We start from the raw sequence: 20998 nt of genomic DNA, 5'->3' as shown, positions 1-20998 counted from the left end.
CAAGCGGGCGAGAACAAGAAACGATTGAACCATATGGGCAGCGCGCTCGGCCCCTTCTCACGTCTCTCGGTCAGCCAGCCGCTGCTCGCCGCCGGTTCGGCGGCGCTCGCCGGCAGCCTCGCTTCCTATGCCGCCATCGCTGGTGCGCCCGGCCTGGGCGCTGCCGCGGTGACGGCCGTTGCGCTGTTCGGCGGCCTGGCTGCCTGGGGTGCGACCCGCCCGCTCGCGCGCAGTGCCGCGGCCGCCGCGCGCCTGGCCGAAGGCGGCGAGGTCGCGCTTCCCAGCACGTCGGGTTCGGGTGAGGGCGCGGAGTTGTCGCGCGCACTTGCATCCATCCACGAGCAGGCCCAGGAAACCGAACGGCTGCGCGCTGCGCTCGACCATGGCCGCGCCAGCATCATGCTCTGCGATACCGATGGCCGCGTCGTCTATGCGAGCAAGGCGCTGCTGCGCTTCTTCGGCGAGGCGCAGGAGGATTTTCGCGCCGCCTTTCCGGGTTGCTCCGCCAAGGACATGCTGGGCCGCGTCATGGAGCGCGTCCAGGGCGAGCACCAGCCGCTCGGCGGCCAGCCGGTGCGCCTGACGCTCGGCCGCCGGACGGTCTGCCTGACCTTGACCGCCATGGTGCGCGCGGATGGCCGCAGCCTCGGCACGGCCGTGGAATGGCGGGAGATGACCGGCGATCTCAAGCTCGCCGCCGAGATCGTGGCGCTGGTCGAGGCGGCCGAGGCCGGAGACTTTTCCCGCCGCCTGTCGTCGGAAGGGCAGCCGCTGCCGCTCGGCTATGCGGTCAAGGGCCTGAACCGGATCAACGCGCTGTTCGAGGGGACCTTCGACCAGATGGCCGATGCCGTCTCCGGGATGGCGGAGGGCGATCTGAACCGACGCGTTCCCGTGACTCACCAGGGCAGCCTCGGGCAGCTTCAGGACAGCCTCAACGAGACGCTCGAACGATTCGGGGCGACATTCGAAACGATCCGGGCGACCGCCGGGCGGGTTTCGCAGGCTGCGGCCGAGGTCGATGCCGCGACCACCGAGCTTGCAGCCGGCGCCGGGCGGGCTGCGGCCGATCTCGGCGAGGCTTCCGCCGCTGCCGAGCAGGTCAAGGCTTCGGTCGGGCGCAGCAGCATCCGCACCCGCGAGGCCGGCGATATCGCGGGCGAGACGATGAGCGTCGCCAGGCAGGGCCAGGGCGTCGTCACCCGCGCGATCGGCGCGATCGAGCGGATCGAAAGCTCGTCGCTGAAGATTTCCGAGATCGTCGGCGTTATCGACGAGATCGCGTTCCAGACCAATCTTCTCGCGCTCAATGCCGCCGTCGAGGCGGCCCGTGCCGGCGATGCCGGCAAGGGTTTCGCCGTGGTCGCGTCCGAGGTGCGCTCGCTGGCACAGCGCTCGGCGCAGGCCGCGAAGGACATCAAGGGGCTGATCGCCTCGTCGAACGGGCAGGTCGCCGAGGGCGTCGGCTTCGTCCGCGAGACCGGCACGGCGCTGGAGCGCATCGTCGCGGCGGCCGGCAAGGTCTCCGCGACGGTTTCCGAGATCGCCACCGCCACGGCCGAGCAGGCTGAAGGCGCCGGCGAGATGGGCCGCAGCGTCGCGAAGATGGACAAGGGCGTCAGGCAGAACGCCGATCTGGCCGGGCGGAGCGCCGAGGCCGCGGCCGAGCTCGCCGATCAGGCGGCTGCACTGCACGCCCATATCGAGGCGCTCGGCGGCCAACATCATTCGCATGGCGTGCCTGTTCCGGCCCGGCGCAGCGTCGCGCCGGCGGGCGCTGCAGCGCAGCCCCGCCCTGTGCAGCAGACACAGCATCGTCGCGTCGCCGCGGGCGGCCGGATGGGGATTTGAGAGATGAACAGACCTGCCTCGTCCAATCCCTTCGCGCTGGCGCAGCCCGCCATGGCCGATGTCACGCTGACCCGCGACGACATGAAGTTCATCGCGACGCTGGTCTATGAGCAGGCCGGCATCGTCATCCGCGAACACAAGGAAGCGATGACACGCGGGCGCCTGGCGCGGCGCGTCAAGGCGCTCGGCATGAACTCGGTCGCGGAATACTGCGCCTTCCTGAAGACGCCGCAGGCGGCGGGCGAATTGCCCGAGCTGATCAATGCGGTGACCACGAACCACACCGCCTTCTTCCGCGAGCGCCACCATTTCGACCATCTGCGCAAGGACGTGATGCCGCGCCTCATGCAGGAGCGGTCCGGCCGGCGCGGCCGCATCCGCATCTGGTCGGCGGCCTGCTCGTCCGGCGAGGAGCCCTATTCGATCGCGGCGTCCTGCCGCGACGTGGTGGGGCCGCGCAGCGATCTCGATTTCAAGATCCTGGCGACCGATATCGACACCGATATCCTGACGCGGGCCGAGGCGGGCATCTATCCGGCCGAGCTGTTCGAGCGCCTGCCGGCCGACGTGAAGCCGATGCTCAAGCTCGAAGGCGGGGCGGGGCGGGGCGAGGCCCGGATCAGCGAGGAGCTGCGCCGGATGATCGCCTTCAAGCGCCTGAACCTGATCGAGAAATGGCCGATGAGCGGCCCGTTCGACGTGATCTTCTGCCGCAACGTCTTCATCTATTTCGACACGCAGACCAAGGCCTCGATCCTCGACCGTTTCGTGGCGCTGCTGGCGCCGGGCGGCTTCCTCTATCTCGGGCATTCGGAATCGCTGCCGCAACCGCATCCGAAGCTGCGCCTGATCGGCCGCACCATCTACGAGAGGACTGCATGAGCGTTTCCCGGTCCTCCCGCCGCTATTTCGACCCGCGTTTCCAGGCGACGATCATCACCGTCGCGCCGGGCGAGCACGAGATCACCTCCGCCAAGGATGAGATCGTCGCGACCGTGCTCGGCTCCTGCGTCTCGGTCTGCATGCGCGACCCCGTCGCCGGCGTCGGCGGCCTGAACCATTTCCTGCTGCCGAAGAACAATGGCGGCTCGGATGCCAGCGCCGGCGAGCGCTATGGCGACACGGCCATGGAGGTGCTGATCAACGACCTGTTGAAGCGCGGCGCCAAGAGGAGCAATTTCGAGGCGAAGGTCTTCGGTGGGGCGCGCGTGCTCTCGGGCGCGACGATGCTGGCGATCGGTGACGGCAATATCGCCTTCGTCAACGAGTTCCTGAAGGTCGAGGGCATTCCGGTGGTCTCGCGCGATGTCGGCGGCACGCGCTCGCGGCGCATCCATTACCAGCCCGCGACCGGCCGGGCCTGGGTACAGCATGTCCAGCCGACGTCGCGCGACAGCGGCCACGAGCAGGAAATCGCCTATCTCAACCGGCTCAAGACGCAGCCTGTGGCTGGTGAAGTGGAGGTCTGGTGATGACGCCGCTATCCTCCGGAAATCCGGTCAAGGTCCTCGTCGTCGACGATTCCGTGCTGATGCAGAAGCTGATGACGCAGATCATCAACTCTGCGCCGGGCTTCGAGGTGATCGGCATCGCCGGCAGCGCCGAGGAGGGCTGGGACGCCATCCAGGAGCTCAGGCCCGATGTCGTGACGCTCGATCTCGAACTGCCGGGCCGGCACGGCCTGAAGCTGCTGGCGCGGGTGCTCAAGCAGGACCCGCTGCCGGTGCTGATCGTCTCGGCCTTCGGCGGGCCGGGCGCCGACAACACCATCCAGGCGCTGGAACTGGGCGCGATTGATTTCATCGAGAAGCCCGACGGCACGACCCATACGCTCGACGGCTTCATGAAGCACCTCGTCGCGGCGCTGCAGCGCGCTGCGGGCAGCCGCAAGATGCTTGCAGCCGCCCGGCAGGTGGCGCAGGTGGCTGCCGCCGTGCCCGCCCGCCCGGCTGCGGCTCTGTCGCGGGAGCCGGCGCGCAGCGGCAAGACCTCGCTGATCGCCATCGGCGCCTCGACCGGCGGCGTGCCGGCGGTGCAGACGGTGATGCGGGACCTCGCCCATCTCAGGCTGCCGATCGTCGTCGTGCAGCACATGCCGCCGGGCTATACGGCGAAGTTCGCGGCGCGGCTTGCGACCGCGACGGGCCTCGATGTGCGCGAGGCCGCTGACGGTGATAAGCTGCGTCCCGGCATGGCCGTGGTGGCACCGGGTGGGCCGCGCCATCTCGAGATCGAGGAGCGCCGCGGCGAGTTCGTCTGCGTGCTCCGCGAGGGGCCGCTGGTCAGCGGTCATTCGCCGTCCGTCGACGTGATGTTCCATTCCGTGGCACGCAGCGTCGGCAGCCATGCGGTCGGCATCCTGCTCACCGGCATGGGGCGCGACGGCGCTGACGGATTGTTAGCCATGCGCAAAGCCGGCGCCGAGACGTTAATCCAAAGCGGGGAAACCTGCGTGGTAAACGGGATGCCGAAAGCGGCCTACGAGTTGGGAGCGACCGAGAGGGTCGTTCCATTGACCCAGATTGGTACCGCGGTCAGCCAGCTGATCGGCGAGAGGCCGAACCTGCGCACCGCGTAAGGAGATTGTTATGTCAAAGGCCAGAAGCGAATACCGCATCCTGGTGGTCGACGACCAGAAGAGCATGCGCGGCCTGGCGACCTATTTCCTCAAGCAGATCGAGTTCCAGGACATCGACGAGGCGGAGAACGCCCGCGAGGCCCTGATGAAGATGCAGACCAAGCGCTACGACCTGCTGCTGCTCGACTGGAACATGGACGGCATGAGCGGCATCGACCTGCTGCGCGCCATCCGCTCTGTGCCGGAGCTCAACCAGATCAAGATCATCATGGCGACCTCGGAGCGCTCGGTCGACAAGATGGACGAGGCGACCAGCAACGGCGCCGACCATTACGTCGTGAAGCCCTACGAGCTGCGCGACCTCGAAGTGCGCGTGAAGAAGGTCCTCGCCTGCTGAGGGTTGCCTGCCGGGGCCTTGCGGTCTCGCCATCGTGAAGCGAAGCCCCGCGCCGGCCGGCTGCGGGGCTTTTTGCTTTCGGGCATGATGACGCCCGTTCGGCCGTCGAACCGGAGAGAAGCCATGTCGCCCACGCGCCGCCAGATCGTCGCCGAGATCGCCGGAGTTGCCGCGACGGGGCTCGCCTCGCGCGTGGCCGTTGCGCAGGCCCTGACGGGCGCCCATGCCTTCGGCTTCGACAGGCCGGATGGCGGGCGTATGCCGCTCGCCGATTATCGCGGCCGGCCGATCCTCGTGGTCAACACGGCGACGCGCTGCGGCTATGCCGGGCAGATGGCGACGCTGGAGCAGCTCTGGCAGCGCTACCAGACGCGCGGGCTGATGCTCGTCGCGGTGCCGAGCAATGATTTCGGCGGGCAGGAGCCGCTCGACGGCGCGGCAATCGCCGAAGCCGCGCGGCAGAGCCATGGCGCGACCTATACCTTCGTCGAGAAGACCGTCGTGCGCGGGCCGGAGGCGCATCCGTTCTACCGCTGGGCTGCGAGCGAGCGACCGGCGGATACGCCGCGCTGGAACTTCCACAAGTACCTGATCGGCCGCGACGGCGCGCTGCTCGGTGGCTTTCCGGCGGGGACCGACCCACTCTCGCCGCAGCTCGTGCAGGCGATCGGGCGGGAGCTGGCGGCTGGGTGACTTCCTCATTCTGAGGTAAAACGCGCGGGTCATCCCGGGCGACCGCAGGGAGACCCGGGATCCATGCCGGAGCGCTCCCGATTGAGGCTCCGGCATGGATCCCGGATCTTCGCTTCGCTCCGTCCGGGATGACCCGCGTCTCTTACTCTGACGGGAGTTTTTTCACTTCTTCGGCCGGAACGCCGCGATCACCGCTGGATCGGTTTCGAGCCAGGGCCCTTCGATCAGGTCGATGCAATAGGGGATCGCCGGCATCACCGCGTCCAGGCATTCGGCGATGGCGCGGGGGCGGCCGGGCAGGTTGACGATCAGCGACTTGCCCCGGATGCCCGCCGTCTGCCGCGAGAGGATCGCGGTCGGCACCTTGGCGAGGCTGACCTGACGCATCAATTCGCCGAAGCCGGGCATCGGCTTCTCGACGACGTCCTCGGTCGCCTCCGGTGTGACGTCGCGCGGAGCCGGGCCGGTGCCGCCGGTGGTGACGATCAGGCAGCAACCCTCCTTGTCGGCGAGCTCGCGCAGCGTCTCGGCGATCACGGCGCGATCGTCGGGGATGACACGCGCGACGGCTTCCCAGGGCGAGGTCAGGACCTTCCGGAAATAGGCCTCGATGGCCGGCCCGCCTTCATCGGCATAGACGCCGGCCGAGGCGCGGTCGGAGACCGTGACGATTCCAATCCGGGCGGTCGCGGTCATCGGCTCTCTCCTGCGGGCAAGCCTGCTCTATCGGCGGGGGGCGATGGACGGTCAAGCGGGCTCGCCAGCATTCGGTCGATCTGCTAGCGCAACGCCATGCGCTCCGCCGCCTTGTCTCCGTCCAACCCTGCCAGGGGATTTGCCGCCAGTTTCGCGGCGACGGTGGTGCTCGTGGTGGGGCTTTTGACCGTTCTCACCCTTTGGCGCGATCCGTACTGGGTGTTTCGCGACAACCCGCCCTGGACCCGCGACGGGACGGGCGTGAGCCGCCTGCTCGATGTCGAGATGCGCCTGATCAAGCCGCTGCAGATCGCAAGGCTGAAGCCGCAGACGCTGCTGATCGGCTCGTCGGTGGTCTATCGCGGCCTCGATCCAAGCGACGCCTCCGCTGCGGCAGGCGAGGTCTACAATGCCGGCTTCTCAGCCCTGATGGCGCGGGAGCTGCCGACGCTCGCGGCACTGGCCGTCGATGTCGGCAGCGTCAGGCGGGTCGTGATCGCGCTCGACTATTTCATGTTCACGGCTTGGCCGCCTCCGCCGCCGATCGACCGGAAGCTCGCGACGGCATCCGGGCGCCGCGAGGCGCTGGTCTCGGTCGTGCTCAACCCGAAGGTGATCGACAACCTGCGCGGACCGCGCGCCCTGCGCACGGAGCCCGGCCTCTGGCACGCGGACGGCTACAAGGCGACGCCGGATTTCGATGCGGAGCTGGTGGGCAAGATCACGCGCGAGCAGAATGTCGCGGCCATGGTCTATCGGCCCGAGGATCTCGCTCATCTCGAACAGGCGCTCGACCTGCTGAGGGGGCGGGAGATCATCATCGTCCTGTCGCCGATGAGCGCGGCGCAGCGGCAGCTCGTCGAAACCGGCGGCCGTGGAGCGGAACTGGCGTCCTGGCGCCGCGACGTTGCAGCTCTGGCGGCACGCCGCAGCCTGCCGTTCCATGACCTCGTCTCAGATCATCCCTTCGAGGATTTCGACCCCGGCAAGGCATCATCGCGCTACTGGCTCGATACCCTGCACTTCAAGCCTGAGGTCGGCCGCTGGCTCTTCTCGCGGATCGGGCTTGGACGAAATCCCGCAGGCGCCGCAGCCACATCCGGCTGAAGGCTGCCATCTGCGTGGCGCCGGCCCGCCCCGGGCCGACGCGGATGATCGCATTGGCCATTTCGCGGCGTTCGCCCCAGACATAGGTGCCGGCATCGACGCCCTCGCCGGCGCCGCTGTCGAAGAAGGCGGGCGGCGTGCCGTTGAAATCCGCCTGCAGCATGGCGATCGCCAGGGTCCGCCCGGGCGAGTGGCGTCCTTGCGTTTCGTCATAGGCGATCTTGAGGAAATGCCGGCGGTTGCCGCTCTCGACCAGCAGGCCCATGGCGATGGCGCGGCCGTCATGCAGCAAGGTGTCGATCAGCAAGGTATCGTCGGCGGCGCAAAGCTCCGCCAGGCGGCGGATATAGGCGGTATCAGTCGGCAGGCAGGCGATGGCCGTGCCTTCCGCACCCTTCCAGCCCGAGGCTTCCAGCGCAAGGAAGGCGTCGAGCGCTTCCAGCGCGCCGCGGCCGCGATTGCGCCGGAAGGTGAGGGTGCCTTGCTTCCCCACCTGCCGGAACTGCTGCATGCGCTTCTTGTAGGACGAGCCGAGCGCGCGCCTGAGATAGGCTTCGAAATTGTCCTCCGGGCGCGGAATCATCACCGGCCGGACCCAGCGCTCATAGGTCGAGATCGCGCTGCCGGTCTGGCGGCAGGCTTCGGCGAGGACGGCATAGCAGGGGCCGTCGAGCGGCAGCAGCGGCAGCAGCAGGCGATGCGGCAGGTCGTGCGAGGCGAGGAGATAGCGCATCAGGGCCCGCGCCGCTTCCGAGGCATGGTCGCGGTCGAGCACCGGCAGCGAGGAGACCTCGTAAAGCGGCACCAGCGGCGCGGCGAGGGCGGCGGAAAAACCGCTGCGCCAACCTTTCGTGCGCCGGAAGGCCCAGATTCCGACGAGCTGCTCGAAATCGAGCGCCTCACTGTACCAGGCGCAGAGGATGACGATCTCCTCTTCCGGCACGAGCAAGGTCGCAGCCGAGACGGCGGAGGGCGCCATATGCGGATTGGGCTCCAGCGCGTGGCGCGCGAGCTCCGCGAAAACCGGCCCCAGTTCCGCGTAAGCGGCGGAGCCGAGGCGCCTGACGACGATACCCGTGCTCAAGACCGATGGCCGTCCCGGTTCGGCCGGCTCAACTCGCCGCGCAGAGAGAGGACGAAGGCGATGACCTGCGCCGTGGCGCGGTAGAGCTCCTCCGGGATCTGGTCGTCGAGCTCGACCGCCGAGAGGGCCTGGGCGAGGATCGCGTTCTGTTCGACCGCGACATCGTGCTCGCGCGCCGTCTCGACGATGCGCTCCGCCAATTCGCCGCGGCCCTTGGCGGTGACGCGCGGCGCGCCGTGCCCGTCATATTCCAGTGCGACGGCGATCCGGGGAGGCTGCGGCGCGCTCATGAAAGGCGGTCCAGGAACTGGCCGGCGGTCGGCTGCATCACACGCGGCTGGCCGGTCTGGATGTCGATGGCGCCGCTGGCGAAATCGGCATCGAGCAGGGCACCTTCGAGGCCGGGCGCGGCGCCGCGCAGGAGCTGGCTGGTCTCTTCGCGCTCGGCCCAGATCGAGACGCCGACATCGCGGCCCTGCAAGGTGACGACGCCCTGGAGCGGACCCATCGGCTCGACATCGAGCGCGAAGCGGATGCGCCAGATCGGCAGGCTTGCGCCCTGCGCATCGCGGCGGGGCGGGTCGCGCTCGACCTGGAGCGGCAGCATCGAGATGCCCTGCTGGAAGGCAAGCGGGATTTCGGCGAGCCAGCGTTGCGCTGCTTGCGTGCCGTCCTGCCGGGCGGGCTCCAGCGGCAGCGAGGCGTATTGCGTCAGCTTGATCCGGTCGAGCGCGGCCTCGGTCTGGTCGAGCAATGTCTCGGCGATGGCGAGCGGCTTCTCGCCCGGCGACAGCGAGGGTTCGACGGAGGGCTGCGGCGCGAGCGGGCCGTCGCGGCGCGGCGGGGCGAGGCGGGCGGATTGGTCGGTGGAGCCGGCCTGTTGGTCCGCGGCCGGCTCGCTGCCATGCTCATGACGGCTCGCCTTCGGATCCGGCGACAGGGCGTCGATGATCGGCAGCAAGGTTTCGCGCAGCGCCTGGAGGCCGGCCTTGAGATCGCCCTGCCGCGGCGCGGGCAGCGCGGCGGCAAGGCGCGCGTCGAGGAAGAGTCCGGACGCCTGGAAGGCTTCCTTCAGTTTCACCGCTGTCGGGCTCTGCCGTTCGGCGGGAATGGCTTGCGCCAGCACCTGTTGGATCGCGGGCGGCAGAGTCTTCGGCAGGGCGAGCGAGATCGAACCCTGCGCTAAGGCGCGCAGATTGGCGAAGAGCGGGGCGAGCCCGCCCTGCTGTTGCAGCATCGGTCCGAGCAGTGGCCCGGCGATGGCGCGCGCGGTCGCGGCCGAGATGACGGGAGCAGCGGGAGACGCAGCGGCTGGCGGCGAGGCGGGATTGGCGGCGGTCGGGTTGGCGGATGTGGCGCCTGTCGCGACCGGGGGCGCCGCGGCAGGCTGCGCGGCCGGCAGGCCCAGCGTTTTCAGCGCTTGCTGCAGGAAGGCTTGCTGCATCGCAACCGGCGAGGGCGGATGTGCGGCCTGTGCCGAAGTCGTGGCCGGCTGTGGCGCGGGAGCGGGGACCGCGGCCGGGGCTGGACGGGCTGGAGCCGCTGCCGAAGCCGGCGGAGTGGCCGGCTGTGCAGGTTGGGGCGCCGGGGTCGGTAGGGGCTGGCCTTGCCCGGGTGCCGCTGCCGCTGGCGGGCGCACTTCCACCAGGGTGGCGCGCAGGTCGCCGCCGGGCTGCTCGGGCGCGTCGAGCCGCAGCAGCAGCGTGGCGCCCGGCAGCAGGGCGGCCTGACGCGCCTGCGGGCCGGCGAGGACGAGCGCGACCTTGCTGTCGCCGATCATCGCGGTCGCGGTGCCGTCCGGCTCCAGCGAGGCGAGCCTGGCCTGCACCGTCCGGCCAGCCGTCAGCTCTCCGCCGGCGTCGAGCGCTTGCAGCAGGGTGGCGAGGGTCTGGCTCTTGACGAGCTGGGCGAGATTCATCGCGTGGCCTTGTGACGACGCATCACCCTGTCACGAAAGATTAAGCATTTCCTTGCCGGCCGGCCGCGCCATGCAGGACGCGCCTGCGCGTCGGGCGCTGGTCTCGGGCGCTGCGCTGCGGCAGGGTTGGCTACCCCGTTCGAGGATATCTGCCATGGATTACCGCCGTCTCGGCCGCTCCGGCCTCAAGGTCTCGCCGCTCTGCCTGGGCACGATGATGTTCGGTGGCCCGACTGAGGAGGCGACGTCGCGGCGGATCATCGACAGCGCGCGCGAAGCCGGGATCAATTTCATCGATACGGCCGATGCCTATAACGAGGGCCAGTCCGAGGAAGTGACGGGCCGCGCCATTGCGGCTCATCGCTATGACTGGGTGCTGGCGACGAAAGTTGCCAATCCGATGGGGCAGGGGCCGATGCATGGCGGGCTGTCGCGGCGCTGGGTCCTGCGCGCCTGCGAGGACAGCCTGCGCCGGCTCGGCACCGAGACCATCGACATCTATTACCTCCACAAGGAGGACCATACGACGCCGCTGGAGGAGACCGTGCACGCGGTCGCCGATCTCGTGCGCCAGGGCAAGATCCGGCATTTCGGCGTCTCGAACTACCGCGCCTGGCGACTGGCCGAGATCTGCCGGCTCTGCGACGAAATCGGCATCGACCGCCCCGTCGTCAGCCAGCCCTATTACAACGCGATGAACCGCATGCCCGAGGTCGAGCACCTGCCGGCCTGCGGCTATTTCGGGCTGGGCGTGGCGTCCTATTCGCCGCTGGCGCGCGGCGTTCTCACCGCGAAATACGCGCCGGGCCAGGCGCCAGCGGAGGGCACGCGCGCGGGACGCGGTGATCGGCGGATGATGCAGGCGGAATGGCGCGAGGAGAGCCTGATCATCGCCCAGACGATCAAGGATCACGCGGCGCGAAAAGGCCTGACGCCGATCCAGTTCGCGGTGCGCTGGGTGCTGAACAACGCCTTCGTCACGGCGGCGATCGCCGGCCCGCGCACCTTCGAGCAGTGGGAGGCCTATCTCGCGGCGCTCGATGCCGGTTTCGACGCCGAGGACGAGGCGCTGGTCGACCGGCTGGTCCCTGCGGGACATCCCTCGACGCCGGGGTACAGCGACCCGGCCTATCCGCTGGAAGGGCGCGTCAGCCGCGCCTGAGGGACCGGCCCTCAGTTCATCATGCAGAAGCCGTTGACCACGACATCCGTCTGGCACCAGGGCTTCCTGGCTTCGCCATTCGCCGAGAGGCGCAACGGCAGAGGCTCCTCGCGCTGCGCCGTCGCCGTGGGGAAGGGCACGCGCTCGGGCTGGTCGGTCGCGGCTTGCGCGCGGCGCGCTCCCGCGGCGATGCCGGGTACGACGACGATGTTGCGGCTGGTCGTGGCCGACGACCCGGAGCTGCGGCCTCCGAAACGGAACTTGGCCGCCTCGGCCTGGACAGGCAGCAAGGTGGCGGTCGCGAGCAGGCAGGCGAGGGCGGCGATACGGCGCATGAGGGCGGTCTCCCGGTTGCCGACAGGATGCCGCGATCTGCCGCAACGGCAAGGAAAGCCTGAAATCAGCCTCAGCGAGGCGTTAACGCCGGCCCTCACGCGGCCGCGTGTGACCTGGTGAGACTGTCCCAGGCCGCCATCGCACCCTGCGCGATTGTTTCCAGGGTTTGCCGCGAGGCGCCGTCTCGCGCCTGGATCGACATGCCCTGCTGGACGGTGACGTAGTAGCTCGCGATCGGATGCGGATCGAGCGAGGTCGGCAGCTCGCCCTCGGTGACGGCCCGCCGCAGCCGCTCCTCGATCATGGTCACACTGCCGGCCCGCATCTCGCGCAGGATGCGGCTGGTCTCGTCGCCGACGCCGACGGCATTCACGGCCGAAAGCACGACCATGCAGCCGGGCGGCCGGCCGGGCCGGGTGAAGGTTTTCGCGCTCGCCATGAGATAGCCTTCGAGCGCGGCCCGCGCGGTGGGCTCGTTCTGAAGGGGCGCAAGGATGTCGTCGCTCTCGGTCGCCGCGAAATGGTGGATGGCCTCGCGATACAGTTCCTCCTTGCTGCCGAAGGTGGCGTAGAGGCTCGGCGAGTTGATGCCCATCGCCTCGGTGAGGTCGCTCATCGCGGCTGCCTGGTAGCCGCGCTCCCAGAACACCTCCATGGCGCGCTCCAGCGCGGCCTGCCGGTCGAAACTGCGTGGACGGCCCCGTTCGGCCATGCGGCTCGCCTCCCCGAATTTATTCTGTATCGTTCGTTATATATTTCGCTTGACGGCTGAGGGCAAGCGCGCCAGTTATTATGTATCGATCGTTATAGAAATGGAGTTTGCCATGTCACGCCTGGCCGGAAAGCGCGCCCTAGTCACCGGCGGCAGCCGCGGAATCGGTGCCGCCATCGCCCGCAGGCTCGCAGCCGAGGGCGCCGATGTCGCGCTGACCTATGAGCGCTCCGCCGACAAGGCGGGCAAGGTCGTGAAGGAGATCGAGACGCTCGGCCGCAAGGGTTTCGCCATCGTCGCCGACAGCGCCGATCCTGCCGCCGTGACGCGCGCGGTCGACGAAGCCGCCAAGGTGCTCGGCGGGCTCGACGTCCTCGTCAACAATGCCGGGATCTGGCGCGGCGGTCCGGTCTCCGACTGGAGCCTCGCCGATATCGACGCGACGCTTGCCGTCAATGTCCGCGCGGTGGTGCTGGCCTCGCAGGCGGCTGCGGCGCATCTCGGCGAGGGCGGGCGGATCATCTCGACCGGCTCCTGCCTTGCCGACCGGGTCGTCGAGCCGGGTGCCACGCTCTATGCGATGAGCAAGGCGGCGCTCATCGGTTTCACCAAGGGGCTGGCGCGCGATCTCGGGCCGCGCGGCATCACCGTCAACATCGTCCATCCTGGCTCGACCGATACCGACATGAATCCTGCCGGTGGCCCGGGCGCCGATGCCCAGCGGGCGCGCATGGCGATCCCGCGCTATGGCCAGCCGGAGGATATCGCCGGGCTCGTCGCCTATCTCGCCAGCGAGGAGGCGCGCTTCATCACTGGTGCGGGCTTCGCCATCGATGGCGGCGTGAACACCTGACGCTGATGGCCTAGTGCCCCGGCAGGACGATCATGGTGGGCTTGGCCGGCAGCGTCGCCTTGCCCAGCGTGATCGTCGCCTGCTCGCGGCGCTCGACCGGCCAGATGTCCTGCGTGCGGGCGAGGAAGCGGGCGAGCGTGCCGCCGCCGAAGAAATGCATGGGGATCATCACCCGCGCCTGGATCGATTTCAGCACGTCGAGCATGCCGGTCTGGTCGAGCGTGTAGCTGCCGTCGACTGGAAAAAGCACGATGTCGACCCGCCCGAGCGCGCGCAGATGGCCGGGCTCCAGCGGATGATGCAGATGGCCGAGATGGGCGATGCAGAGCTCGCCGATCTCGAAGATGAAGATCGAGTTGCCGTCGTAATCCGTGCCGCCCTCGTAGGTGCGGATATTGGTCGGCACGTTGCGGACGCGGACATCACCGAGCGTCAGATCGTGCTGTGCCGCGCCCCGGCCGGACAGGTCCCAGCCGGGCAGGACATGCTTGATCGCCGGGTCGGGATTGCGCGAGTTATGCGTCGAATGCGCCTTGTTCATCGTGGCGATGTCGGGCGTCACCGGCGGGCGGACATAGTCGTTGTAATCGGTCGCGATCTTCACGCCGCCGGGCGTCTCGATCAGGAAGGTGGCGTGGCCGACGAAGGTCAGCCGCGCCTCGTCCTTCGCCAGCTGCACCCGGTGGATCGGCAGGCCGAGGCTCGCCATTTCCGGCCGGCAGCCGGGCTCGTTCGACTGGGCGCGGGCATGGGCCGTCGCCAGCAGCGCGAAAGCGAGGCTCGGGAGGACACGCAACAGGACGGCGGGCAGGCGCATCAGCGGGCTCCGGCATCGTTCAGGCCTGAGAGCTTCCGGCAAAAGCCGTGCCGGGGGAAGGGTGCCTGGATCGCTCTACCGCTTTTGTGAAAGGCACCGGCTCCAATCGCAGGCGGTTGCGGGCGGCGCGCCCGGTCGCTACATAGCGGCCAGATTTCCCGACATCCCGTGTCGCAGCCCGAAAGCGGAGCCCGCTCGCCCCATGTCCCGTCAGTTCATCTACCATATGCGCGGCCTGTCCAAGACCTATCCGGGCGGCAAGCAGGTGCTGAAGGACATCCACCTGTCCTTCTATCCGGACGCCAAGATCGGCGTGCTCGGCGTCAACGGCGCCGGCAAGTCGACCCTGCTCAAGATCATGGCGGGGTTCGACAAGGAATGGACCGGCGAGGCCTGGGTCGCGGAAGGCGCGCGCGTCGGCTACCTGCCGCAGGAGCCGAAGCTGGCGGAGGAATTGACCGTCCGCGAGAACGTCATGCTTGGCGTCGCGCCCCAGAAGGCGATCCTCGACCGCTACAACGAGCTTGCCATGAACTATTCGGACGAGACCGCCGACGAGATGACCAATCTCCAGGACGAGATCGAGGCCAAGGGCCTGTGGGATCTCGATTCCAAGGTCGACCAGGCGATGGACGCGCTGCGCTGCCCGCCGGACGACTGGGCCGTCGACAAGCTCTCGGGCGGCGAGCGCCGCCGCGTCGCGATGTGCAAGCTTCTGCTGGAGCAGCCCGAACTGCTGCTGCTCGACGAGCCGACCAACCATCTCGATGCCGAGACCACGGCCTGGCTCGAAGGCCACCTGCGGACCTATCCGGGCGCGATCCTGATCGTCACCCACGATCGCTACTTCCTCGACAACGTCACCAGCTGGATCCTCGAGCTCGACCGCGGCCAGGGCATTCCCTACGAGGGCAACTACTCGGCCTGGTCGGTGCAGAAGCAGAAGCGCCTGGCCCAGGAAGGCCGCGAGGACGTCTCGCGCCAGAAGACGCTGGAGCGCGAGGCGCAGTGGATGGCCGCTTCGCCCAAGGCCCGCCAGGCCAAGAGCAAGGCCCGCATCCAGCGCTATGACGAGCTCGTCCAGAAGGCCAACAACAAGGGGCCGGACACCGCCCAGATCATCATCCCGATCGCCGAGCGGCTGGGCAACAACGTCGTCGATTTCGAGGACCTGTCGAAGGGCTTCCAGGACAAGCTCCTGATCGACGGGCTCTCCTTCAAGCTGCCGCCGGGCGGCATCGTCGGCGTGATCGGCCCCAACGGCGCCGGCAAGACGACGCTGTTCAAGATGATCACCGGCGTCGAGAAGCCGGATTCCGGCACGATCAAGGTCGGCGAGAGCGTCCAGCTCGGCTATGTCGACCAGAGCCGCGACTCGCTCGACGACAAGAAAAACGTCTGGGAGGAAATCTCCGGCGGTAACGACATCCTCTATCTCGGCAAGCGCGAGATCAATTCCCGCGCCTATTGCTCGGCCTTCAACTTCAAGGGCGGCGACCAGCAGAAGAAGGTCGGTTCGCTCTCGGGCGGTGAGCGCAACCGCGTCCATCTCGCCAAGATGCTGAAGTCCGGCGCCAACCTGCTGCTGCTCGACGAGCCGACCAACGATCTCGACGTCGACACGCTGCGCGCGCTCGAAGAGGCGCTGGAGGATTATGCCGGCTGCGCCGTGATCATCAGCCACGATCGCTGGTTCCTCGACCGCATCGCGACCCATATCCTCGCCTTCGAGGGCGACAGCCATGTCGAGTGGTTCGAGGGCAATTTCGCGGAGTACGAGGAGGACAAGAAGCGCCGCCTCGGCATCGACTCGACCATTCCGAAGCGCATCCAGTACAAGAAGTTCACGCGCTGAGTGCTTGATATCTGAATCAAAAAGCCCCGCGGTGCCGCAAGGTCTGCGGGGCTTTTTTGTTGCGTTTTCAGTGGAAGCTCAAATTTCCTTCTGAAGGCAGACAACCGACGTGTCTCGATATCCGAGGCGCTGATAAAACTCGATGACCTTGAGATTGTCGGCGCGCACGAGAAGGTTGAGTTTCCAGATTCCCCGCGCCCGTAGCCAGTCTTCGGCTGCCTGCATGATGCGCCGGCCCATTCCCGAACCCTGCAATTCAGGCTGAACGGCAACGTAATAGACCCAACCTCTATGGCCGTCTTCGCCCACCTGGACGGTCGTAACGATAGCGCCCGCGTTCAGGCCAACCAGGATGGTTGAATGGCTGCCTTTGCGGCAGAACTCGATATCACGCCGAGGATCATTCCACGGTCGCGTTACGCCCGCCTCGGTCCAAAGCCGAATGACGGAATCGATATCTGCGTCTTCAATGGGTCTTACGGTGAACGACATGGCGGCCTCTGCATCAGACGATGCTGATCTGCGTATGGCTGTCTGGTTGAGGCAAATTCGAATACCTCATGGCCGACATCACCGAAGCCAATTGAACTTCGGTAGCTTGCGGGCGCGCAAGCTGCGACCTAAAGGTCCCGGCCATCGCCGCGCATAAAGACCACCTGAAGCCATGAGCCAGACGGCCTCGCACCCCCGCCCCGATCCGTCGCTCGGGAGCTATGCGACGATGCTGCTCCTCGCCTTGCTGTGGGGCGTGTCGATCCCGATCACCAAGCTTGGCCTCATCACCCTGCCGCCGCTGACGCTGACGGCGCTGCGCTTCATCATCGCCGTGCCCCTGATGTTCCTCCTCGTCATCGGCAAGCAGCGTCTGCCCTGGCGGGAGCTGCCGCGGCTGGCGGCGCTCGGCATCCTCGGCATCGGCATCGGGCAGGTCGCGCAGACCTTCGGCGTCGCCGGCACCTCGGCCTCGGTCGGCACCATCATTTCCGCGACGATCCCGATCTTCGTGGTGATCTTCGCGACGATGCGGCTCAGGCAATCGGTGTTGCGGCTTCAGGCGCTCGGGCTCGTCGCCGCCTTCGCCGGTATCGCGGTCGTGGCGTCCGGGCGGGGCGATGCGGCTTCCGCCGCGACGCAGACCACGCTCACTGGTGCGATGCTGGTGCTCCTCTCGGCCGTGACCATCGCGTTCTACTATGTCTGGAGCGTCGAACTCTCCGAGCGCTGGGGCACCGCGACGGTGGCGGCCTGGAGCACGCTGTTCGGCTTCCTCGCGCTGCTGCCCTGGGCCGGGTGGGAGATGTGGCATGTGCCGCTCACGATCACCGCGACGGGGCTCGCCGCCGCGGCCTATCTCGGCGTCGTGGTGACGGTGCTCGGGCTGTTCATGTGGCTCGCCATCCTGCGCACGGTGCCGGCCCGGATCGCGGCCGCCATCCAGTACCTCCAGCCGGTCGTCGGCGTCGCGGCGGCGGCCGTGATGTTCGGCGACGAGCTCGGGCTGATGTTCGCGCTCGGCGTCGTCCTCGTGCTTGGCGGGCTGGCGCTGACCGTCACCAACCGGCGCGGCGAGGGCGGACTGACGGTTCCGGGACGGGTGGACAGCACTGCCGTTCGAGCCTCAAGTGACGGGCATGCTGACACTCGACCATCTCACCGTGATCGCCCCGACGCTTGCCGAAGGCGTCGCGCATGTTCGCGAATGCCTTGATCTCGACGTGCCCTTCGGCCAGCGGCACGTCTATATGGGCACCCATAATCACCTGCTTCAGCTCGGCGACACGATCTATCTGGAGATTGTCGCGCTCGATCCCGAAGGGGTAAATCCCGGTCGCGCCCGCTGGTTCGGACTCGACGATCGGAAGCAGGTCCGGCGGGATTGGGATGCCGGCCGCCGGCTGCGCGGATGGGTCGCGCGAGCCGATCCGATCGACGATGTCCTGAAGGACCGTGAGGCGATCTTCGGTCGCAAGGTGGGCTTGCCGATGGATGCTCCGGCCTTCGATTTCGCCGTTCCCGATGACGGGTCGCTGCCTTGGGGCGGAGCGGCTCCCTCGCTCATCGACCGGCGCGGCAAGGCGCGTTCAATGGCGTCGATTGCCGATCTCGGCGCACGCTTGCGCGGGTTCTCGCTGGAGCATCCGGAAGCCGACGCAATCGCGGCGCTGTTGCTGGAGCTTGGGGCCGAGCGAGCGCCTGTCATCACCTACGGGCCAGAGCTGCGCTACCGGGCGCAGCTCGATACGCCCGCCGGGCTCAAGGAATTGTCCTGATCGCTGTGCCCGAACAGTGCGGCGCCTACATCCGTTCGCCGGGCATCTGGCTGGCCTGCCTGATCCAGTCCGAGAATTGCGCTTCGTCGAGGGCGTTGTTCTCGTGGAGGTCGAGATAGCGCACCTCCTTCTGCCTGGACGGGCCGGGCGGTACGGGGTCCAGGGCTGCGCCCTTGAAGAAGGAGACCTTCACATAGCGCGTGAAGCAGTGGAGGCCGAGGAACCAAGTCTGGTTGCCCATGCCGTAGAGCGGCGAGTTCCATTTCACTGCCTTCTGCACATCCGGCACGGCCTGCACGATCAGTTCGTCGATGCGGCGGCCGAATGCACTCTTCCAGCCGGGCATGGCGGCGATATAGGCCTGTACCGGCGCGTCGCCGTCGCCTTTCGGGATCTGCGGATTGCCGCCGGATAGAAGGCGCGGCTTGTCGTCTGCACTCATGCGATGGTTCCTACCGAATGTGTCCCTGAGCGGCCATGCTACGGAAGCCGGCAGGTGGCCGGCAATCGCGGATTCCGGCGTCGCGAGCGTTGGCTGCGACGCTATGACGTCAATCCGTTCAGCCGGTCCCGCAGCGTTTTTCCCTTGGGAATCAAGGTAATTTAGCCGGGGCTACGAGTGGCAGGCGGGTCCGGTATGCGGTTTCCGTCTGACAACTTAAGTTATGATTAAGGCAGCGGCTCCTAGGAGCAGAGTCGCGTCCACGGCTATTCTACGCCCTGGACCTGATAAATCCGATCTGGAACTGGTCAAGTTATTGATCGTGTTCTTGCTGCCATGACGTGAAGGTTGATTATGACTAGCCAGTATATCCAGGGTATGGTGCGGGATGTGAAGGAAGGCGGCCTGTCGCGGCGCTCCTTCATCCAGAAGATGGCGGCGCTGGGCATCACCGCGCCGATCGCGACCCAGATCCTCTCCTGGAACGATGTCGCGATGGCCAATGCCACGCTCGAATACAAGCCGACCAAGGCCGGCGGCGGCGGACCGCTCAAGATGCTGCTCTGGCAGGCCCCGACGCTGCTGAACCCGCATTTCGCCTCGGGCACCAAGGACCAGATCGCGTCCCGCGTGTTCTACGAGCCGCTCGCCGGCTGGGACAAGGAAGGCAACCTGATCCCGCAGCTCGCGGCTGAGGTCCCCACCAAGGCCAATGGCGGCCTGTCCGAGGACGGCACCACCGTCACCTGGAAGCTGAAGAAGGACGTGAAGTGGCATGACGGCAAGCCGTTCACGGCCGACGACGTCGTCTTCACCTGGGAATATGCCGCCGATCCGGCGACCGCCGCCTATACCACCGGCGCCTACAAGGACATCAAGGTCGAGAAGGTCGACGATCTCACCGTCAAGGTGATCTTCGCCAAGCCGACGCCGTTCTGGGCCGACCCCTTCGTCGGCGTCGCCGGCATGATCATCCCGAAGCATCATTTCGGCGAGTACAAGGGCGCCAAGTCGCGCGAGGCTCCGGCCAACCTGAAGCCCGTCGGAACCGGTCCCTACAAGTTCGCCGATTTCAAGCCGGGCGATATCCTGTCGGGCACCCGCAACGAGAGCTATCACGTTGCCAACCGTCCGCATTTCGACACGTTCGAGATCAAGGGCGGCGGTGACGCGGTTTCGGCGGCGCGCGCCGTGCTCCAGACCGGCGAATACGACTATGCCTGGGATACGCTGGTCGAGGACGAAGTCCTCAAGCGCATGGAGATGGGCGGTCGCGGCAAGATCAGCGCCGCTGCTGCCGGCGACATCGAGTTCGTCACGCTGAACACGACCGACCCGTGGACCGAGGTCGACGGCGAGCGTTCGAGCGTCAAGACCAAGCACCCGACCCTGTCGGATCCGGCCGTGCGCCAGGCGATCAACCTGCTGATCGACCGCGACTCGATCCAGAAGTTCATCTATGGCCGCGCCGGCGCGGCCACGGCGAGCTTCGTGAACGAGCCCAAGCAATTCAAGTCGGAGAAGCTCAAGTACGAGTTCAACATCGAGAAGGCCAACAAGATCCTCGACGATGCCGGCTGGAAGAAGGGCTCCGACGGCATCCGCGAGAAGGATGGCAAGAAGCTCAAATACGTCTTCCAGACCTCGATCAATGCTCCGCGCCAGAAGGTGCAGGCCATCATCAAGCAGGCCTGCCAGCGCGCCGGCATCGATATCGAGCTGAAGTCGGTGACCGCTTCGGTGTTCTTCTCGTCGGACGTTGCCAACCCCGACACCTACACCAAGCTCTACGTGGACATCGAGATGTACACGACCACGCAGCCGCAGCCCGATCCGGAGCGCTTCCTCAACCAGTTCGTCTCCTGGGAAGTCGCCAACAAGGAGAACAAGTGGCTGGGCCGCAACGTCTCGCGCTACACGGACCCGGCTGCCGACGAGGCCTACAAGGCCGCCCAGAAGGAGCTCGATCCGGCCAAGCGCGCTGCGTACCTGATCAAGGTCAACGAGATCTTCTGCGAGGCCAACGTCATCCTGCCGATCCTGTCGCGCAAGAAGGTGGTCGCCGCGTCGAACACCCTCTCGCATGATCATTCGGGCTGGGATGTCGACACCTGGAACCTCGCGTCCTGGTCTCGCGCCTGAGCATGAGCTGCCCGCCTCGCGCGTTCTCGCGGGGCGGAATCCTCTCCGGAAACAAAGAAGGCCCGGCGGATGCGATCCGCCGGGC

At 67.4% G+C, this 20998-nt stretch carries 22 protein-coding genes; 13 read left to right on the top strand and 9 right to left on the bottom strand.

All coding sequences use genetic code 11. The features are described from left to right. Positions 1 to 33: 33 nt before the first annotated feature. From ACFJGT_RS15855 to ACFJGT_RS15830, 6 genes are all read left to right on the top strand, one after another. Positions 34 to 1851 carry a methyl-accepting chemotaxis protein gene (locus ACFJGT_RS15855; RefSeq protein WP_377839079.1) on the top strand — a complete coding sequence of 606 codons (1818 nt, stop codon included), beginning with the start codon at positions 34 to 36 and terminating at the stop codon, positions 1849 to 1851. A 3-nt stretch (positions 1852 to 1854) separates the two neighbouring features. Continuing rightward, positions 1855 to 2733: a CheR family methyltransferase gene (locus tag ACFJGT_RS15850; protein ID WP_377839074.1), complete on the top strand. Its 879-nt coding sequence runs from the start codon at positions 1855 to 1857 to the stop codon at positions 2731 to 2733. Further along, positions 2730 to 3323, top strand: a complete 594-nt coding sequence (locus tag ACFJGT_RS15845) for a chemoreceptor glutamine deamidase CheD (protein ID WP_377839070.1) — start codon at positions 2730 to 2732, stop codon at positions 3321 to 3323. The genes ACFJGT_RS15850 and ACFJGT_RS15845 overlap by 4 nt, the downstream gene beginning before the upstream one ends. Next, positions 3323 to 4429: a chemotaxis-specific protein-glutamate methyltransferase CheB gene (gene cheB, locus ACFJGT_RS15840; protein WP_377839067.1), complete on the top strand. Its 1107-nt coding sequence runs from the start codon at positions 3323 to 3325 to the stop codon at positions 4427 to 4429. Before ACFJGT_RS15845 ends, cheB begins: the two co-directional genes overlap by 1 nt. A gap of 10 nt (positions 4430 to 4439) precedes the next feature. Beyond that, positions 4440 to 4826: a response regulator gene (locus ACFJGT_RS15835; protein WP_047578914.1), complete on the top strand. Its 387-nt coding sequence runs from the start codon at positions 4440 to 4442 to the stop codon at positions 4824 to 4826. 123 nt (positions 4827 to 4949) lie between these two features. Then, the gene (locus tag ACFJGT_RS15830; RefSeq protein WP_377839061.1) at positions 4950 to 5519 is read left to right on the top strand and encodes a glutathione peroxidase; all 570 of its coding nucleotides are present in this window, start codon (positions 4950 to 4952) and stop codon (positions 5517 to 5519) included. Positions 5520 to 5681: 162 nt separating this feature from the next. On the opposite strand, the gene mog is transcribed toward ACFJGT_RS15830, so the two are convergent. Next, positions 5682 to 6215, bottom strand: coding sequence for a molybdopterin adenylyltransferase (mog, locus tag ACFJGT_RS15825; RefSeq protein WP_377839057.1), 534 nt, complete (start codon positions 6213 to 6215; stop codon positions 5682 to 5684). A gap of 96 nt (positions 6216 to 6311) precedes the next feature. On the opposite strand from mog, the gene ACFJGT_RS15820 reads away from it, so the two are divergent. Continuing rightward, positions 6312 to 7322: a hypothetical protein gene (locus ACFJGT_RS15820; protein ID WP_377839053.1), complete on the top strand. Its 1011-nt coding sequence runs from the start codon at positions 6312 to 6314 to the stop codon at positions 7320 to 7322. Here the strand turns inward: ACFJGT_RS15820 and ACFJGT_RS15815 are convergent. Genes ACFJGT_RS15815 through ACFJGT_RS15805 form a run of 3 tightly spaced genes read right to left on the bottom strand, consistent with a single transcriptional unit; the run spans position 7240 to position 10324 of the window. Next, positions 7240 to 8406, bottom strand: coding sequence for a GNAT family N-acetyltransferase (locus ACFJGT_RS15815; protein ID WP_377839050.1), 1167 nt, complete (start codon positions 8404 to 8406; stop codon positions 7240 to 7242). The two genes, ACFJGT_RS15820 and ACFJGT_RS15815, sit on opposite strands and share 83 nt — an antisense overlap. Further along, positions 8403 to 8696, bottom strand: coding sequence for an EscU/YscU/HrcU family type III secretion system export apparatus switch protein (locus tag ACFJGT_RS15810; protein WP_377839047.1), 294 nt, complete (start codon positions 8694 to 8696; stop codon positions 8403 to 8405). Before ACFJGT_RS15810 ends, ACFJGT_RS15815 begins: the two co-directional genes overlap by 4 nt. Continuing rightward, positions 8693 to 10324 carry a flagellar hook-length control protein FliK gene (locus ACFJGT_RS15805; protein WP_377839045.1) on the bottom strand — a complete coding sequence of 544 codons (1632 nt, stop codon included), beginning with the start codon at positions 10322 to 10324 and terminating at the stop codon, positions 8693 to 8695. Before ACFJGT_RS15805 ends, ACFJGT_RS15810 begins: the two co-directional genes overlap by 4 nt. A 154-nt stretch (positions 10325 to 10478) precedes the next feature. Here ACFJGT_RS15805 and ACFJGT_RS15800 point away from each other — a divergent pair, with 154 nt between their 5' ends. Further along, entirely contained in the window at positions 10479 to 11486 is a 1008-nt protein-coding gene (locus tag ACFJGT_RS15800; protein WP_377839042.1) for an aldo/keto reductase, read from the top strand. Between the two features lie 11 nt (positions 11487 to 11497). On the opposite strand, the gene ACFJGT_RS15795 is transcribed toward ACFJGT_RS15800, so the two are convergent. Both ACFJGT_RS15795 and ACFJGT_RS15790 read right to left on the bottom strand, forming a co-directional pair. Further along, positions 11498 to 11821, bottom strand: coding sequence for a hypothetical protein (locus ACFJGT_RS15795; protein WP_377839038.1), 324 nt, complete (start codon positions 11819 to 11821; stop codon positions 11498 to 11500). A 95-nt stretch (positions 11822 to 11916) separates the two neighbouring features. Continuing rightward, entirely contained in the window at positions 11917 to 12534 is a 618-nt protein-coding gene (locus ACFJGT_RS15790; RefSeq protein WP_377839035.1) for a TetR/AcrR family transcriptional regulator, read from the bottom strand. Positions 12535 to 12646: 112 nt separating this feature from the next. Here ACFJGT_RS15790 and ACFJGT_RS15785 point away from each other — a divergent pair, with 112 nt between their 5' ends. Continuing rightward, the gene (locus ACFJGT_RS15785; RefSeq protein ID WP_377839032.1) at positions 12647 to 13387 is read left to right on the top strand and encodes an SDR family NAD(P)-dependent oxidoreductase; all 741 of its coding nucleotides are present in this window, start codon (positions 12647 to 12649) and stop codon (positions 13385 to 13387) included. A 10-nt stretch (positions 13388 to 13397) separates the two neighbouring features. Here the strand turns inward: ACFJGT_RS15785 and ACFJGT_RS15780 are convergent, their stop codons facing one another. Beyond that, the gene (locus ACFJGT_RS15780) at positions 13398 to 14204 is read right to left on the bottom strand and encodes an MBL fold metallo-hydrolase (protein WP_377839027.1); all 807 of its coding nucleotides are present in this window, start codon (positions 14202 to 14204) and stop codon (positions 13398 to 13400) included. 202 nt (positions 14205 to 14406) lie between these two features. On the opposite strand from ACFJGT_RS15780, the gene ettA reads away from it, so the two are divergent. Further along, on the top strand, positions 14407 to 16059 hold the full coding sequence (gene ettA / locus ACFJGT_RS15775) for an energy-dependent translational throttle protein EttA (protein ID WP_377839024.1): 1653 nt from the start codon (positions 14407 to 14409) through the stop codon (positions 16057 to 16059). A 78-nt stretch (positions 16060 to 16137) separates the two neighbouring features. Here ettA and ACFJGT_RS15770 read toward each other — a convergent pair whose 3' ends face one another. After that, positions 16138 to 16551: a GNAT family acetyltransferase gene (locus ACFJGT_RS15770; protein WP_377839020.1), complete on the bottom strand. Its 414-nt coding sequence runs from the start codon at positions 16549 to 16551 to the stop codon at positions 16138 to 16140. A 172-nt stretch (positions 16552 to 16723) separates the two neighbouring features. On the opposite strand from ACFJGT_RS15770, the gene ACFJGT_RS15765 reads away from it, so the two are divergent. After that, positions 16724 to 17767: a DMT family transporter gene (locus ACFJGT_RS15765; RefSeq protein WP_377839017.1), complete on the top strand. Its 1044-nt coding sequence runs from the start codon at positions 16724 to 16726 to the stop codon at positions 17765 to 17767. Then, positions 17691 to 18329 (top strand): VOC family protein, encoded by a 639-nt coding sequence (locus ACFJGT_RS15760; protein WP_377839014.1) that lies wholly within the window; start codon positions 17691 to 17693, stop codon positions 18327 to 18329. Before ACFJGT_RS15765 ends, ACFJGT_RS15760 begins: the two co-directional genes overlap by 77 nt. 25 nt (positions 18330 to 18354) lie before the next feature. Here the strand turns inward: ACFJGT_RS15760 and ACFJGT_RS15755 are convergent, their stop codons facing one another. Beyond that, complete coding sequence (locus tag ACFJGT_RS15755) at positions 18355 to 18771, bottom strand: DUF1801 domain-containing protein (protein ID WP_377839010.1); 417 nt, start codon at positions 18769 to 18771, stop codon at positions 18355 to 18357. A gap of 354 nt (positions 18772 to 19125) precedes the next feature. Here ACFJGT_RS15755 and ACFJGT_RS15750 point away from each other — a divergent pair, with 354 nt between their 5' ends. Next, complete coding sequence (locus ACFJGT_RS15750; RefSeq protein WP_377839007.1) at positions 19126 to 20913, top strand: peptide ABC transporter substrate-binding protein; 1788 nt, start codon at positions 19126 to 19128, stop codon at positions 20911 to 20913. Positions 20914 to 20998: the final 85 nt, after the last annotated feature.

Source organism: Allobosea sp. UC22_33 (assembly GCF_042700715.1).
Classification (GTDB): domain Bacteria; phylum Pseudomonadota; class Alphaproteobacteria; order Rhizobiales; family Beijerinckiaceae; genus Allobosea.
Note: the sequence above shows the minus strand (reverse complement) of the source record. Positions and strands in the feature narration are given on the sequence as shown.

What these genes read in the sequence shown, in the direction of transcription:
- ACFJGT_RS15855 (WP_377839079.1), top strand. Translation starts at nt 34, where the DNA reads ATGGGCAGCGCGCTCGGCCCCTTCTCACGTCTCTCGGTCAGCCAGCCG.
- ACFJGT_RS15850 (WP_377839074.1), top strand. Translation starts at nt 1,855, where the DNA reads ATGAACAGACCTGCCTCGTCCAATCCCTTCGCGCTGGCGCAGCCCGCC.
- ACFJGT_RS15845 (WP_377839070.1), top strand. Translation starts at nt 2,730, where the DNA reads ATGAGCGTTTCCCGGTCCTCCCGCCGCTATTTCGACCCGCGTTTCCAG.
- cheB (WP_377839067.1), top strand. Translation starts at nt 3,323, where the DNA reads ATGACGCCGCTATCCTCCGGAAATCCGGTCAAGGTCCTCGTCGTCGAC.
- ACFJGT_RS15835 (WP_047578914.1), top strand. Translation starts at nt 4,440, where the DNA reads ATGTCAAAGGCCAGAAGCGAATACCGCATCCTGGTGGTCGACGACCAG.
- ACFJGT_RS15830 (WP_377839061.1), top strand. Translation starts at nt 4,950, where the DNA reads ATGTCGCCCACGCGCCGCCAGATCGTCGCCGAGATCGCCGGAGTTGCC.
- mog (WP_377839057.1), bottom strand. Translation starts at nt 6,215, where the DNA reads ATGACCGCGACCGCCCGGATTGGAATCGTCACGGTCTCCGACCGCGCC.
- ACFJGT_RS15820 (WP_377839053.1), top strand. Translation starts at nt 6,312, where the DNA reads ATGCGCTCCGCCGCCTTGTCTCCGTCCAACCCTGCCAGGGGATTTGCC.
- ACFJGT_RS15810 (WP_377839047.1), bottom strand. Translation starts at nt 8,696, where the DNA reads ATGAGCGCGCCGCAGCCTCCCCGGATCGCCGTCGCACTGGAATATGAC.
- ACFJGT_RS15805 (WP_377839045.1), bottom strand. Translation starts at nt 10,324, where the DNA reads ATGAATCTCGCCCAGCTCGTCAAGAGCCAGACCCTCGCCACCCTGCTG.
- ACFJGT_RS15800 (WP_377839042.1), top strand. Translation starts at nt 10,479, where the DNA reads ATGGATTACCGCCGTCTCGGCCGCTCCGGCCTCAAGGTCTCGCCGCTC.
- ACFJGT_RS15795 (WP_377839038.1), bottom strand. Translation starts at nt 11,821, where the DNA reads ATGCGCCGTATCGCCGCCCTCGCCTGCCTGCTCGCGACCGCCACCTTG.
- ACFJGT_RS15790 (WP_377839035.1), bottom strand. Translation starts at nt 12,534, where the DNA reads ATGGCCGAACGGGGCCGTCCACGCAGTTTCGACCGGCAGGCCGCGCTG.
- ACFJGT_RS15785 (WP_377839032.1), top strand. Translation starts at nt 12,647, where the DNA reads ATGTCACGCCTGGCCGGAAAGCGCGCCCTAGTCACCGGCGGCAGCCGC.
- ACFJGT_RS15780 (WP_377839027.1), bottom strand. Translation starts at nt 14,204, where the DNA reads ATGCGCCTGCCCGCCGTCCTGTTGCGTGTCCTCCCGAGCCTCGCTTTC.
- ettA (WP_377839024.1), top strand. Translation starts at nt 14,407, where the DNA reads ATGTCCCGTCAGTTCATCTACCATATGCGCGGCCTGTCCAAGACCTAT.
- ACFJGT_RS15770 (WP_377839020.1), bottom strand. Translation starts at nt 16,551, where the DNA reads ATGTCGTTCACCGTAAGACCCATTGAAGACGCAGATATCGATTCCGTC.
- ACFJGT_RS15765 (WP_377839017.1), top strand. Translation starts at nt 16,724, where the DNA reads ATGAGCCAGACGGCCTCGCACCCCCGCCCCGATCCGTCGCTCGGGAGC.
- ACFJGT_RS15760 (WP_377839014.1), top strand. Translation starts at nt 17,691, where the DNA reads ATGCTGACACTCGACCATCTCACCGTGATCGCCCCGACGCTTGCCGAA.
- ACFJGT_RS15755 (WP_377839010.1), bottom strand. Translation starts at nt 18,771, where the DNA reads ATGAGTGCAGACGACAAGCCGCGCCTTCTATCCGGCGGCAATCCGCAG.
- ACFJGT_RS15750 (WP_377839007.1), top strand. Translation starts at nt 19,126, where the DNA reads ATGACTAGCCAGTATATCCAGGGTATGGTGCGGGATGTGAAGGAAGGC.